The sequence below is a fragment of the Sphingomonas jeddahensis genome (genome assembly GCF_001981525.1).
Taxonomy (GTDB): Bacteria; Pseudomonadota; Alphaproteobacteria; order Sphingomonadales; family Sphingomonadaceae; genus Sphingomonas; species Sphingomonas jeddahensis.
This window is the reverse complement of record NZ_MPSB01000007.1, coordinates 123,784-137,644: the sequence shown is the minus strand read 5'-3', so window position 1 is coordinate 137,644 and position 13,861 is coordinate 123,784. Positions and strand designations below refer to the sequence as shown.

Annotated in this window: 12 protein-coding genes and 2 tRNA genes; 12 read left to right on the top strand and 2 right to left on the bottom strand. The window is 63.1% G+C overall.

What is annotated here, in order from left to right:
* Window positions 1–166: 166 nt before the first annotated feature.
* Window positions 167–1,042 (bottom strand): 4-hydroxy-tetrahydrodipicolinate synthase, encoded by an 876-nt coding sequence (gene dapA, locus SPHI_RS09535; RefSeq protein ID WP_076744687.1) that lies wholly within the window; start codon window positions 1,040–1,042, stop codon window positions 167–169.
* Window positions 1,043–1,118: 76 nt separating this feature from the next.
* Here dapA and SPHI_RS09530 point away from each other — a divergent pair, with 76 nt between their 5' ends.
* The 6 genes from SPHI_RS09530 to SPHI_RS09505 all read left to right on the top strand — a co-directional run bounded on the left by SPHI_RS09530 (window position 1,119) and on the right by SPHI_RS09505 (window position 7,104).
* A complete protein-coding gene (locus SPHI_RS09530) occupies window positions 1,119–3,134 on the top strand; it encodes a lytic transglycosylase domain-containing protein (protein ID WP_076744686.1) in 2,016 nt (671 codons plus the stop codon).
* A gap of 110 nt (window positions 3,135–3,244) precedes the next feature.
* Complete coding sequence (greB, locus tag SPHI_RS09525; RefSeq protein ID WP_076744720.1) at window positions 3,245–3,727, top strand: transcription elongation factor GreB; 483 nt, start codon at window positions 3,245–3,247, stop codon at window positions 3,725–3,727.
* 52 nt (window positions 3,728–3,779) lie between these two features.
* Window positions 3,780–4,019, top strand: coding sequence for a hypothetical protein (locus SPHI_RS09520; protein ID WP_076744685.1), 240 nt, complete (start codon window positions 3,780–3,782; stop codon window positions 4,017–4,019).
* 47 nt (window positions 4,020–4,066) lie between these two features.
* On the top strand, window positions 4,067–4,864 hold the full coding sequence (locus SPHI_RS09515; protein ID WP_076744684.1) for an NYN domain-containing protein: 798 nt from the start codon (window positions 4,067–4,069) through the stop codon (window positions 4,862–4,864).
* Entirely contained in the window at window positions 4,864–6,486 is a 1,623-nt protein-coding gene (locus tag SPHI_RS09510) for a M28 family metallopeptidase (protein WP_076744683.1), read from the top strand. The genes SPHI_RS09515 and SPHI_RS09510 overlap by 1 nt, the downstream gene beginning before the upstream one ends.
* Before the next feature lie 48 nt (window positions 6,487–6,534).
* Entirely contained in the window at window positions 6,535–7,104 is a 570-nt protein-coding gene (locus tag SPHI_RS09505; protein ID WP_076744682.1) for a Uma2 family endonuclease, read from the top strand.
* A 122-nt stretch (window positions 7,105–7,226) separates the two neighbouring features.
* Here SPHI_RS09505 and ettA read toward each other — a convergent pair whose 3' ends face one another.
* The gene (ettA, locus tag SPHI_RS09500) at window positions 7,227–8,906 is read right to left on the bottom strand and encodes an energy-dependent translational throttle protein EttA (protein WP_076744681.1); all 1,680 of its coding nucleotides are present in this window, start codon (window positions 8,904–8,906) and stop codon (window positions 7,227–7,229) included.
* A gap of 108 nt (window positions 8,907–9,014) precedes the next feature.
* Here ettA and SPHI_RS09495 point away from each other — a divergent pair, with 108 nt between their 5' ends.
* From SPHI_RS09495 to SPHI_RS14870, 6 genes are all read left to right on the top strand, one after another.
* Window positions 9,015–10,403, top strand: coding sequence for a M20/M25/M40 family metallo-hydrolase (locus SPHI_RS09495; protein WP_076744719.1), 1,389 nt, complete (start codon window positions 9,015–9,017; stop codon window positions 10,401–10,403).
* Window positions 10,404–10,532: 129 nt separating this feature from the next.
* On the top strand, window positions 10,533–10,799 hold the full coding sequence (locus SPHI_RS09490) for a hypothetical protein (protein ID WP_076744680.1): 267 nt from the start codon (window positions 10,533–10,535) through the stop codon (window positions 10,797–10,799).
* A 143-nt stretch (window positions 10,800–10,942) separates the two neighbouring features.
* Window positions 10,943–11,016: transfer RNA gene (locus SPHI_RS09485), tRNA-Ile, on the top strand.
* 53 nt (window positions 11,017–11,069) lie between these two features.
* Window positions 11,070–11,146, top strand: a tRNA-Pro gene (locus tag SPHI_RS09480).
* Window positions 11,147–11,385: 239 nt separating this feature from the next.
* Window positions 11,386–13,242 (top strand): HsdM family class I SAM-dependent methyltransferase, encoded by a 1,857-nt coding sequence (locus SPHI_RS09475; RefSeq protein WP_076744679.1) that lies wholly within the window; start codon window positions 11,386–11,388, stop codon window positions 13,240–13,242.
* Between the two features lie 19 nt (window positions 13,243–13,261).
* A complete protein-coding gene (locus tag SPHI_RS14870) occupies window positions 13,262–13,828 on the top strand; it encodes a hypothetical protein (RefSeq protein WP_144036178.1) in 567 nt (188 codons plus the stop codon).
* The last annotated feature ends 33 nt before the right edge of the window (window positions 13,829–13,861 follow it).

Below are 13,861 nucleotides of genomic sequence, written 5' to 3'. Positions count from 1 at the left end.
TCTCCTCGCCGGGACGCGCGGCGGGACATGGCCGCTCGGGCGCCGGCTTGGCCGCGAAGGGGCGGACCGGCGACCTGCAACGCGAGCATCCACCAACCCGGCATGGCGACTCCGACGATGTTCGCCGGAGCGTGCGGGAGGATTGCGGCGGGATTGTGAGGGTGTGTTAAACCAGCCCCGCTTGCTGCAAACCGTCATCCACCGCCGTCCGGCTCGCCTCGCTTGGCAATGTCATGGGCAGGCGCAGCCCGGCCGGGAAGCCCGGCCGTACCTTGGTCATCGCGTACTTGACCGGGCCCGGCGAGGCATCGGTGAACAGCGCGGCATGTAGTGCGAAGAGTCGGTCGTGCAGCGCCAGTGCCGCTTCCCCTGTGCCGGCGGCCTGGAACTCGGCGCACAGCCGCGGCGCGACGTTGGCGGTCACCGAGATGCAGCCCACGCCGCCCACGGCATTATAGGCCAGCGCCAGATCGTCATTCCCCGACAGCTGGCAAAAGCCCCCACCCAGTGCCGCGCGGTGCTGCGATACGCGCTGGAGCACGCCCGATGCATCCTTCACCGCCACGAACACCTTCGGGAACGCCGCCACGATGCGGATCAGCGTCTCGGGCAAGATGTCGGTGACCGTGCGGGACGGCACGTTGTACAGCACGATCGGCAGCGGCGATTCCGGTGCCAGCGCGGCGAAATGTTCGTAGATGCCCTCCTGCGACGGACGGTTGTAATATGGCGGGACCATCAGCGCCGCATCCGCGCCAGCTTCCTTCGCCGCCGCGATGTTGGCCGCCGCGACGCGCGTGTCGTTCGATCCCGCGCCGGCGATCACCGGGACGCGGCCCTTCGCCTGATCGACGCACACCTTCACGATCGCGAATTGTTCGTCCTTGGTCAGCGTCGCCGCCTCGCCCGTCGTGCCGCACGGCACCAGCGCCGAGGACCCCTCTGCGATCTGCCATTCGATAAGATCGCGATAGGCGGCTTCGACAAAGCGGCCGTAGGCGTCGAACGGCGTGACGAGCGCCGGAATCGAACCGGAAAACATTCTTTGCTCCTGAAATCGGGGGAAGCGCGTTGGGTCGTTCAGGACAGATACGGGTTACCCGGCTATTCTGTCCACAATGGTGACCGGATTGAAGGCAGGGGCATTGATCACACTGGCATTAGGGGTCGGGGCGGCGTTGCTCGTCGCGCAGGATCAGGACGAATCGGCGCGCACCCGCGCGGCCAATCTGATGACGCAGGGGCAGCCGTTGGCAGCGACCCCGCAGCCGAGCGGCAATCTCACCGTCGCGCTGGCGCAATGGCGCGCCCTGCAGCAGACCGATTCACTGCCGTTCGACAGCTATGCCGGTTTCCTGCTTGCCCATCCGGGCTGGCCCAACGAGGCTGCAAACCGCCGCACGGCCGAACGGCAGGCCGGCACCGGCTATGCCACGCCCGCCAACACTGTCGCCTTCTTCCGCCGCTATCCGCCGCTGACTGCCGCCGGCGCGGTGGCCTATGCCAAGGCGTTGCAGGCGACCGGCGCCACCACGCAGGCGTATGAGGCCGCGCGCGACGCATGGCGCCGCGGTGCTCTGTCGCCGACCGATGAATCCACGCTGTTGACGAGCTTTGCCGGCGCCTTCCGGCCGGAGGATCATGACGCGCGGATGGACATGCTCCTCTGGCAAGGCTCCACCAGCGCCGCCGCGCGCCAGATTGGCTATACTTCCCCTGCCCGGCGCGCGCTGTTCGAGGCGCGGTTGGCGTTTCGCACCGATGCGGAGCGCGCGTCGTCGCTCGCCGCTGCCAATGATGCCGCTGGCGCATCGGATGCCGGCTATATTGCCGACAAGGCGACCTGGCTGCGCAACAGCGGCGCCTCTGCCAGCGCGCGTTCGTGGCTGGCGCGCAGCCGCCCCGCCGGCATGCGCGTGCCAGGCGATGCTGAAGAATTCTACGAGGTGCTGCTGACCAATGCGCGGGCCGCCGCGTCGGACAACCAGCACCAGCTCGCCTATGACATCGCTCGCCAGGTCGATGATGCGTTTCCGCCCGGCACCGACGTGTCAAAACAACCTTATGGCGAGCGCGACGATTATACGAGCCTCGTCTGGCTCGCCGGGCAGACGGCGCTGAAGCAGTTGCGCCGCCCAGCGGACGCGATGACGATGTTCGATCGCTACGGCCGTGGCAGCCAATCGCCGCAGACCCGCGCCAAGGGCTTCTACTGGGCCGGCCGCGCCGCCGAAGCCGCCGGCCGCACCGCCGACGCGACCGCCTTCTTTACCCGGGCTGCCGGCTACCGCGACCAATTCTACGGTCAGCTCTCGCTCGAACACATGCGCCGGCCGCTCACTGCGCCGCCCGAGGTCGCACCACCGGCGATCGATCCCGCGACCCGCCAGGCCTTCTTCCAGCGCGAAACGGTGCGCGCGGCGCAGTTCCTGGGATCGATCGGCCAGTATCAAGACCAGACCGCCTTTATCCGGGTCATCGCCGCCGACGTGGAAAGCGACGCCGACCACTTCCTGGCCGACGAACTGTCGCGCTCGCTGCGCCGGCCGGACCTGGGCGTGATCGTCGGTCGCAAGGCGATGCAGAACGATCAGACCGAATATAGCGCCATCGCCTTCCCGACCGTCACCGTGCCATCCGGCTACGAAAGCCAGTGGACGATGATTCACGCCATCGCGCGGCAGGAAAGCCAGTTCGATCGCGCCGCCGTGTCGCATGCCGGCGCACGCGGGCTGATGCAGCTGATGCCCGGCACCGCGCGCGAGCAGGCGGGCAAGATGGGGCTGCCGTACGAGCCCGGCCGCCTGACCACCGACACCAGCTACAACACGCAGCTCGGCTCCAGCTATTTCCAGCGGATCTTCGGGATTTACGGCAGCTATCCGCTCGCGATCGCCGCTTATAATGCCGGACCGGGCAACGTGAACAAATGGCTGCGTGCCAACGGCGACCCGCGTACCGGCGGCGTCGACATGGTCGAGTGGATCGAGGCAATCCCCTATCTCGAAACCCGCAACTATGTGCAGCGCGTGCTGGAGAATGCGGTCGTTTATGATCTCATGAACCCGCCTCGCGCCAAGAGCCGCGGCCCGGCGAACCTCAGCTGGTATCTCGGACGTAACCGGGCGGGGTGATCGCGCCGTCATGCCGGGCTTGTCCCGGCATCCACCGGCCCGCATACTCATCGGACGGAGCAAAGCCGGCACAGTGGATGCCGCAGCCAGCCCGGCATGACGAAAGCACGATGGACCGCCCGAATTACATCACCCCCGCCGGCTATGCGACGCTGCGCACCGAATACGAGCAGCTCTTCGCCACCGAGCGCCCCGCCCTGGTCGAAACGATCGCCTGGGCCGCGGGCAACGGCGATCGCTCTGAAAACGGCGACTATATCTACGGCCGCAAGCGCCTGCGCGAGATCGACCGCCGCCTCGGCTTCCTGTCGAAACGAATGAAGGCGGCCAAAGTTGTCGATCCGTCGCAAGCCCCCGACCGTAGCCGCGTTTATTTCGGCGCCACCGTCACGATTGCCGACGAAGACGACAACCATCGTACCCTCACTCTGGTCGGCGACGACGAAGCGGACGCCGCGCAGGGGCGGGTCGGCTGGAACGCCCCGCTCGCCCGCGCGCTGCGCGGCGCCGCCATCGGCGATCTGCGCCGTGTGTCGCTGCCCGCCGGCGAAAAGGAATATGAGGTGATCGCCGTCGCTTATCCGCTCGCCTGACGAAACCGCCGACGGCGCTGGTCCGTTCTTCCCCGCACAAGGAGAACGGAAAATGGCCGAGAATCCCCGCACCACCACTGCCCGCGACCATGACGACAAGGACGTGATCGAAGGCATGATCCCCGCCGGCGATGCCGTTCCCGGCTCCAGCGGCGGCGCGCTCCAGCGCGACATCGGCTCTCAGGCGGACCTGAAGCAAGTGGACGATCCCGACGGCACCACGCGCCCGCAGAAGCAGAACGATATCGACGCCGACCAGGCGTATCGAAGCGACCGCCGCGGCAACGACTGAGCGCACCCGGTTGACCTGCCCGCCCCCAGCGCCGATGGCGCTGGGGCATGGCGAGCGACGACACCCCCACCCGCAACATCGCGCTGCTGATCGACGCGGATAATGCCAGCTGGCACGCGATCGATCCGGTGCTCACCGTCCTGGCCGAGCTCGGCACCGTCAACATCCGCCGCGGCTACGGCAACTGGTCCAAGCCGGCGCTCAGCGGCTGGGTCAACATGATGATCAAGCACGGCATCGAGCCGCAGCAGCAATTCGACATCACCAAGGGCAAGAACGCCACCGACATGAAGATGACCATCGACGCGATGGACCTTCTGTTCCGCGGCCGCGTCGAAGGCTTCGGCATCATGTCCTCTGATTCAGACTTCATGCCGCTTGCGACTCGGCTTCGACAGGATGGCTTGCCCGTGTACGGCTTCGGCCAGGCGAAGACGCCCGAAGGCTTCAAGCGCGCGTGCACCCGCTTCATTGACGTCGACCAGTTGCTTGCTGCCGAGGAGGAAAGCCGGAAAGCGCAGGCAGCGCCTGCACCTGCCATTGCTGAACCCGCGGCGGAGCCAGTGACCCCCGCGGCCACTCCATCCGAGCCGGTCGTCTTCAAGAAGCCGGGCATGATCGATGACGAACTCGTCAAATTGCTGATTGACGCCTATTCCGCGGTGAAGCGCGACGAACGCGGCTTCGTCAGCCTGTCCGCGATGGGGCAGCTCGCCGCCAACCGCTCCAGCTTCGACGTGCGCAATTACGGCTACAAGCGCCTGTCGGACCTGATCGCGGCCGTTTCCAATTTTCAGACCGAGCGGCGAGAAGACGGCCGCGTGTTCGTTCGTAGGACCCGCTAATGAAGAAGATCGCCTACTTTCTGCCCCTCCTTGCCATTGCCGCGACCGAGCCGCCGAAGACGGACCCTGCAAAGCTGTCGGCGATGACCAAGGAACTCTCCTCCGATCCGTTCGGCGGCCGCGCGCCTGGCACCGAGGGCGAAAAGAAGACGATCGATTGGGCGATCGCGCGCTTCAAGGCGCTCGGCCTCCAGCCCGGCGGCCCGGACGGCAGCTGGACGCAGAAGGTGCCGCTAATCCACACCCGCCTCGCCGATGGCCCGGTCAGTTTCGGCGGAACTCAGCTGCGCCAGGGCACCGATGTCGCGCTCACCACCGTGCGCCCTGATCCGACAGTCGCGATCGAGAACGCGCCGCTCGTCTTCGTCGGCTATGGCGTGGAGGCCCCGGAAGCGAAGTGGGACGACTTCAAGGGCCTGGACCTCAAAGGCAAGGTCGCCGTCTTCCTGGTCAACGATCCCGATTTCGAGGCACCCGAGGGCGTCGATGCCAAGGGGCGCTTCGGCGACAAGCGCATGACCTATTACGGGCGCTGGACGTACAAATATGAGGAAGCCGCCCGTCGTGGCGCGATCGGCGCGCTGATCGTCCATGACACCGCCGGCGCCGGCTACCCCTGGTCCACGGCCAACGCCTCGAACGGCGAGAATTACGACATCGTCCGAGGGCCCGAGGATCAGCGCATTGCGCTTCAGGGCTGGCTGTCGGGCGAAGCGGCTACCAAGCTGTTCGCCGCGGAGAGCATGGACCTGACCGCGCTTCGCTTCCAGGCCCGCTCCGCCGCCTTCAAACCGGTGCCGCTCAAGGCACGGTTCACCGCCAAGCTCCCCGTCACCGTCGAACGGATCGAAAGCGCCAACGTCCTCGCCAAGATTCCCGGTCGCGTGAAGCCGGACGAAACGGTGCAATTCGCCGCTCACTGGGACGCTTATGGCGAAGGCCCGCCGGATGCGCAGGGCCGGACGATCCGGCCCGGCGCCAATGACGACGCACTTGGCGTCGCCGGCGTGATGGAGCTCGCGCGCCTGTTCAAGACCGGCCCTGCCCCGGAGCGCACGCTCGTGTTTGCACTATGGACCGCGGAGGAACGCGGCCTGCTCGGTTCCGAATGGTATGCAACGCGTCCCACCAGCCCGCTGGAGAAGACCGCCGCCAATCTGACGCTCGACATCCTCCAGACCGCAGGTCTCGCCAAGGACGTGATCCTCGTCGGTGCCGGCCAGTCCTCGCTGGAGGACATGCTGACCGACGCCGCGGCCAAGCAGGGCCGCACGATCACGCCCGAGGAAGCCAGCGAACGCGGCCTGTTCTACCGCGCGGACCATTTCTCCGTCGTCCGCCGCGGCGTGCCCGCGCTCCAGCTGATGGCGCTGGGTGGCGCGAGCGACATGCGCGAGGGCGGCCGCGCGGCGGGCCAGAAGTGGCTCGACGGCTATATGGCCTGCTATCACAAGACTTGCGACGCCTGGACACCGGATTGGGACTTCACCGGCCCGGCACAGGACGTCGACTTGTTCCACGCCATGGGCCGGCGTCTGTCCAAGGCCGGCGTCTGGCCGGAATGGCGCCCCGCCTCCGAGTTCCGCGCCATCAGAGCGGAAAGCGCGGCGGAGCGGAAGTAAGGCTGCGGCGTTTGGCGGCGAGGACACCACCATGATAGCCTCGCCGCGATGACCGAGCTGCTCCCCATGAACACCAGCCACCTGCCGGTGAAGCTGACGCTCGACGATTATCTGTTGCTCGACGGCAGCGGCGCGTTTGCCAATTACCAAAAGACCGAGCTGATCGATGGAGAGATCTTCTTCATGAACGCGCAGCACCGGCCGCACGTTCGCCTCAAGATGGCGTTGTACGAAGCGATCAAGGCTGCACTGCCCGCCGGATCTCCATTGACCCTGTTCATTGAGGCGAGCGTCGCACTGTCCGGCAAAGATGCGCCGGAGCCCGATCTTCTGCTCACTAGCGAGCCGGACGGGGATGGCCTGATCCCAGGCGCGAGCGTTGCCCTGATTGTTGAGGTCTCGGACACGACACTTCGCAAAGATCTGGGCGAAAAGCAGGAAGCTTATGCGCGTGCCGGCATACCGGAGTATTGGGTCGCCAACCTAGAGGGCCGTCTCATCCGCCAGATGTGGTCGCCCGCGAATGACGGCTATGGGGAAAACCGCGAGATTACTTTCGGCGCACCGCTGTCAGCCGCCACGATCCCCAACCTGACGATCGTGACTGACAACTTATAACTTTTGCGGATCGCGTTCCGTTCGTGCTGGGCCTGTTGAAGCACGTGCCTCAAAAGCCGTCACCCGTGACACACCCTTCGACACGCCAGGGCGAACGGCATTTTGCCGCTCGCCCCTTCCAATCATCGCGTCAGCTTCTTGTACGCGAGCCGCGTCGGACGATCCGCCGCATCGCCGAGGCGACGCCGCTTGTCCTCTTCATAAGCCTCGAAGTTCCCCTCGAACCACTCGACATGGCTGTCGCCCTCGAACGCGAGGATGTGCGTGCACAGGCGGTCGAGGAAGAAGCGATCGTGGCTGATCACCACCGCGCATCCCGCGAACGTCTCCAGCGCCTCTTCCAGCGCGCGCAGCGTCTCGACGTCGAGATCGTTGGTCGGTTCGTCCAACAGCAGGACGTTGCCGCCCTCCTTCAGCATCTTGGCCATGTGAACGCGGTTGCGCTCACCGCCCGATAGCTGGCCGACCTTCTTCTGCTGGTCGGGCCCGCGGAAGTTGAACGCGCCAACGTAGGCGCGCGTCCCCATCTCCTGCTTGCCGAAGCGGAAGACCTCCAGCTCGTCGGAGATTTCCTGCCAAACGTTCTTGTTCGGATCGAGTTCGTCGCGGCTCTGGTCGACATAGCCCAACTTCACCGTCGATCCGACCTCGATCGTGCCGGCATCGGGCTGCTCCTGTCCGGTGATCAGCTTGAACAGCGTTGATTTACCCGCGCCGTTCGGCCCGATCACGCCCACGATGCCACCGGGCGGCAGCGTGAAGTCGAGATTCTCGAACAGCAATTTGTCGCCATAGGACTTGGTCAGCCCCTTGGCCTCGATCACCTTGCCGCCGAGCCGCTCGGGCAGCTGGATCAGGATCGCTGCCTTGCTGGCGACGCGGCTTTCCTGCTTCTCCATCAACTCGTCGAACGCGCGGATACGCGCCTTGGACTTGGTCTGGCGGGCCTTAGGCGTCTGGCGCATCCAGGCGAGCTCGTCGGCGATCGCCTTCTGCTTGCCTTGCTCCTCGCGCTCTTCCTGCTCGAGCCGCTTGGCCTTCTTCTCCAGGTAACCGGAGTAGTTCGACTCATAGGTGTAATAGCGCCCGCGATCGAGCTCGAGCACCCAGTTCACGACATTGTCGAGGAAGTAGCGGTCGTGCGTCACCAGGATGACGTTGCCGGTATATTCCTTGAGGAAGTTCTCCAGCCAGCTGACGCTCTCCGCGTCGAGGTGGTTGGTCGGCTCGTCGAGCAGCAGGATATCGGGCTTCTCCAGCAGCAGCCGCACCAGAGCCACGCGGCGCTTCTCGCCGCCCGACAGGTTCGTCACCGGCGAGTCCGACGGTGGGCAGCGCATCGCCTCCATCGCTTGCTCCAGCTGCGAATCGAGGCTCCAGCCATCTGCCGCGTCGATCTTGGCCTGAAGATCGCCCATTTCCTCCATCAGCGCGTCGAAGTCGGTGTCGTCCTTGGGATCGCCCATCTCGGCCGAGATCGCGTTGAAGCGATCGACCATCGACGCAATCGGCCCGGCACCGAGGCGCACGTTCTCGATCACCGTCTTGTCCGGATCGAGTTGTGGCTCCTGCGGTAGATAGCCGACCTTCACGCCTTCGGCCGCCCAGGCCTCGCCCGTGAAGTCGGTGTCGATCCCGCCCATGATCTTCATCAGCGTCGACTTGCCCGAACCGTTCGGGCCGATGATCGCAATCTTCGCGCCAGGGATAAACTGCAGATGGATGTTGTTGAGCACCGGCTTGTTGGCGCCCGGGAAGGTCTTGGTCAGACCCTTCATGACGTAAGTATACTGGACGGCCATGGGTCGCCTGCTGCTCCGTAACTGGAATGGCTGGAAAGTGTTGCAGCGCATGTAATGCTGCGCCGGGCCGTTGGCAAACCGCGTGCGGCGACTTACGCGAGGGTCATGATGAAGCGCCTCACCCTCGCCGCCCTGCTGCTCGCCAGCGCCGCGCCCGCCCTGGCGCAGGCCTCCGGCCCGATCGACCCGCGCGTTGCGAAGCTGCGCGACGCCGCTCTCACCGACGACGTCGCCTATGACATCGTCGAAGGCATGACGACGGAGGTCGGCCAACGCCTCGCCGGCACGGAGGCGGAGGCGCGCGCCCGCACCTGGAGCGTGGCGAAGCTCAAGGCGCTCGGCTTCAAGAACGTGCGGATCGAAACATACCGCATGCCCGTCTGGGAGCGCGGCGAGGAGCGCGCCGAGATCGTCGCTCCCTTCCCCCAGAAGCTGCATCTCGCCGCGCTGGGCAATTCGGGCGCCACGCCCGCGCAGGGCATCGAGGCCGACATGGTGATCTTCCCCACATATGCGGATCTCGCCGCCGCGCCCGACGGCAGCCTCGCCGGCAAGATCGCTTATGTCGGCAACACCATGCCCAAGACACAGGACGGCTCCAGCTATGGCCAGGCGGGTGTCGCTCGCTTCGCCGGCCCGGCGCTCGCGGCACGCAAGGGCGCAGCGGCGATCGTCATCCGGTCGATCGGCACCGACACGCACCGCCTGCCCCACACCGGCACCACTTATTTCCGCAACGGCGTCGCGCCGATCCCCGCCGCCGCCCTATCCGTTCCCGACGCCAAGCTGATCGAGGCGATGGCGAAGCGCGGCAAGCCGATCCGGATGAAGCTTCTCCTCACTCCTCGCCAGGTCGGCGAGCAGGAATCGGGCAATGTCATCGCTGAGGTGCCCGGCACCGATCCAAACGCCGGCATTGTTCTGATCGGCGGTCACCTCGATAGCTGGGATCTCGCCACCGGTGCGATTGACGATGCCAGCGGCGTGGCGATCACCGCCGCGGCCGCCAAGCGCATTCTCGACAGCGGCAAGCGGCCGCGCCGCACTATCCGCGTAGTCTGGTTCGGCGCGGAGGAGGTCGGCGGCTTCGGCGGCCGCGACTACGCTGCGAAGCACGGCAAGGAACGCCACGCCATCGCCGCGGAAAGCGATTTCGGCGCCGACAAGGTGTGGCGCTTCGAAAGCACGCTGCCGGACAGCGCAACGCCGGTCGCCGATCGCCTCGCCACCGCCTTGGCGCCGCTTGGCATCGTTCGGGGCACCGCGGGCGGCGGTGACGGCGCCGATATCGAACCGATCATAGCCGGCGGCGTAGCGGGCGTGGATCTCAACCAGTCCGGCCTCGACTATTTCGATGTCCACCACACACCCGACGACACGCTCGATCGAGTGGATCCGGAAAAGCTGCGCCAGAATGTCGCCGCGTGGACGGCAATGCTAGCGATCGTGGCGGATGCGCCGGAGGAAATCGGCCCGGTTGTGCGTGCCGTACGCTAGTTCGGTTCGTCGCGAACCTTGCTCTCAGATGAATTTCATCATTGACCCACCAATCTGCTGCGGTATTTGCCGCCTCTCGCGACGGCAAACGGGTCGGCCGCGAAATGAAATATGCTTGGGAGCATTCGAATGAAGAAGATCGTTCTGATCGCTGCCGCCGCCGGCCTGATGTCCGTGGCTGCTTGCTCGAAGTCGCCGGAGGCCGCCGCGGTCGAGAACAACGCTGACATGATGGCCGACAACATGGAAATGATGGCGGACAACCTCGAGGACGTCGCCGAAAACTCGACCAACATGGTTGCAGCTGAAGGCCTCGAGAACGCTGCTGACAACATGGAAGACGCTGCGTCGAACGTTCGTGAAGCTGGCGAAGAGGCCGCTGACAACGTTCAGTAAGGCGGTGCGGGCGTAACAGCCCGTGTCTTCTGATAGGAAACAGGGCGTTCCCGCCATGCGGGGACGCCCTTTTCTTTCGTCATCTTGTGGCGACAATGCCATTGCCGCAGCCGTCCACAGCTTCTAGTCAGTCGCAACGCGGAGGGCCTGTAGCTCAATTGGTTAGAGCTGGCCGCTCATAACGGCTAGGTTGCGGGTTCAAGTCCTGCCGGGCCCACCGCGTGATCGCTTGCGCAATGCGCGGCAAAGGCCTAACGCGCTGATCCGCGTCGGGGAGTGGCGCAGTCTGGTAGCGCGCCTGCTTTGGGAGCAGGATGTCGCAGGTTCGAATCCTGTCTCCCCGACCATTTTAGCGTTTCCGCCTAATTTCAAACGCTTAGCCAATTCTGCTGTAGCAACTTATGGAATAGTTGCTGTAGCATGCCATTCAGTCGGTCTCGACGCTCGCGCGCCGGTGAATGTGGCGGAGCCTCCCGCGATTTGTTACGAAATCTCAGTTGCCTGCTCGTAGTCCGGCAGGCACTGACCTGCGGCGTCAGCTCATCGCCTTGCCGCGATCGCAGCCCTTTAAGACCGAGGAACTTGGATGCAGCCCCCGCGCCGTCTCGAAGACACGCATATCGATCAATACATGCGCGCTCGCTTCGACGAGCTTGGGATTCCTTGGGTCCAGACCAGGCGGAACGCTGCTACTGCTCGTAGCGGTCAGTTACGGGGGGACATCTGGGTAAGCCGTACGACGCATGATTCGCCTAACTTCGAGGCGCAGATTGTCGCCTTGATCGAATGCAAAGATCGCTCGTGCCAACTTGGCGACCGCGATTGGCTGGACGCAATTCGCCAAGGCCGAGAGAAGGCGACGCGACAAGGGCTTCACTCGTTCTTCGTCACCAACACCGACGGGCTTACGCGGTGCTATAACGCCATCACGGGAGCCGAGATCACCCTCGACGGGCGCGTCATAGCGGACTTCGCATCGGTTCCAGTGCTGATTGCGGTTCAGGCGCAGGTGAACGCTGAGAACAACGCCGTCAGGGTTCGATCATTCGCGCAAGTTGTCCCAGATGCTAACCGGTTCCGTTCCGCTCTCTGGAACCTCAGACAGGTATTCCGATCGCGCGGCATGGGCCGCGGGAGCGAAGAGGCGATAATAAAGACGACGCTTACTTTCTGCATTCTACACATCCTGTCTGAGCGACAAAGACTTCATCCCGTTCTGCCGAGCACCGTTTTACTCTGGTCCGACTGGCGGCGCGGACAGATCGACCGAGACGTCCGCAACACCATAGACGACGTCGTAGAAGTAGCTATGTTTCAACATCTGCGTGGAAGCCTTGAGGTCGACGGCCGCTTGAATGCGGATGCCGTGGCAAGGATTGTTGATGAGCTTGGCCAGTTTAATCTTTACGGTAGCGACTTTGACTTCTTTGGCATCGTTTATGAAACGTATGCGAGTCGAAACATCAAGAAGGACTTTGGCGAGTTTTACACGCCTCGACACATTGTGCGCTTCATGGTGCGGAACCTGTTCTTTTTAGAAACGTCCCCGCGGCCGATACGTATTTGCGATCTTGCCTGCGGTACGGGGGGCTTCCTGGTGGAAGCTTTTCTTTATCTCCAAGAGACCTACCGGCGAGGCGGCTCTTTAACTGACGACGTGTCGCGGCGTTTAAAGAACTCAACATTCGTCGGCCTCGACACGAACGGCCAGCATGCGATCCCGTATGCCCGGACTAACATGATGATGGCAGGTGATGGTGGCGCCCACGTCCGGGCCACAGCTGACAGCTTAACAGAAGACCTATCAGATCAATTTGATTACATTATCGCAAATGTTCCTTACGGACAGTACGCTGGAGCCGCTGACATCAGCAGCTTCGCCTACACCAATAAGCGTCGCTATGAACTATTGTTCCTAGAGAAGATCGTAACTTCATTGCTGCCCGGAGGCAAAGCGGCGGTTATCGTGCCTGATGGTCTGGTACAAAACACATCTAACGATAGCTATCGTCTGCGGTTTCTCTTTGATGTGACAGTCGAGGCGGTCGTATCTTTGCCCTCTTTTTCTTTTCTCCCCTACACTGGAGAAAAGACGTACATCCTGTTTTTTACTAAGAAGATGCCACGTGATCGCGGTCGCCTTCAAGAACAACCGATCTGGCATTATATTGTCGATCACGACGGCTTCCAGGCTGGGTCTAAGCGCTTCCCGATCAATCAAGATGACCTGACCAGCCTTGAAGATGGTCAATTTGGTAGACTCTTGATTGATGGAAAGGCAAAACTAGTACCGATAGACGAGGTGTGCGAGGCAAACTTCTTCTCACTTAGCTCCGAGACCTATCTCCGCAGAAAGGAAGTTGTTGAGATGTCAGAAGTTCAGTTTGAGCAACTCCTTGTTTTTGGTGAGCGTTTTCTAGAAAGTGCATTTGATCATGCTTGAGGTAGCAAGGGTTCATATATTGCCCGATCAAGTCGTTCTAAGCGGGACGGTGGACAGGCTATTTGATTTCCTCGATAACAATGGGGGGCTCACAGAGGAGTTCCTCTATCAACATCAGCCGACTACACCTGATCCGATACCTGTTTATGCAACAAACAGGCGTCCAATCGGCCGTCTGGACTACGAAGTTGCATCAGCCACAGGCCTTACTATCCTCGAAGGTCCAGCGCTGATCGTAGCTCGAAAAGGCTATGCAGGTCGGATCTTTGTCGTGAGCGATACGCGATTTATTGTTCAGGAAGACGCCTATGCGATACTTCCTAAACCAGAGTATCGCGATCGTATAAATCTGGCGTGGTTTGCGGCGCACTACACGGAAGAGTTTCAAAGCCTACGCACTTCCGAGGATGGAATCGGAGACTTTCCCAGGACTTTGCTTAAATCACGGTCGGTGAGCATTCCTTCTGTAGAAGTTCAAGATCGGCTCGCAGCGCTGTATCAAAGGCGGGACACTCTGATGTCTGGCATTTCTGGTATAAGTGGACGGATTCAGCAGCATATCATGAGCCAGGCTGTTGTCGGATAGAGTTCCGAGACACATGCTCGCAGTTCAAGCCAC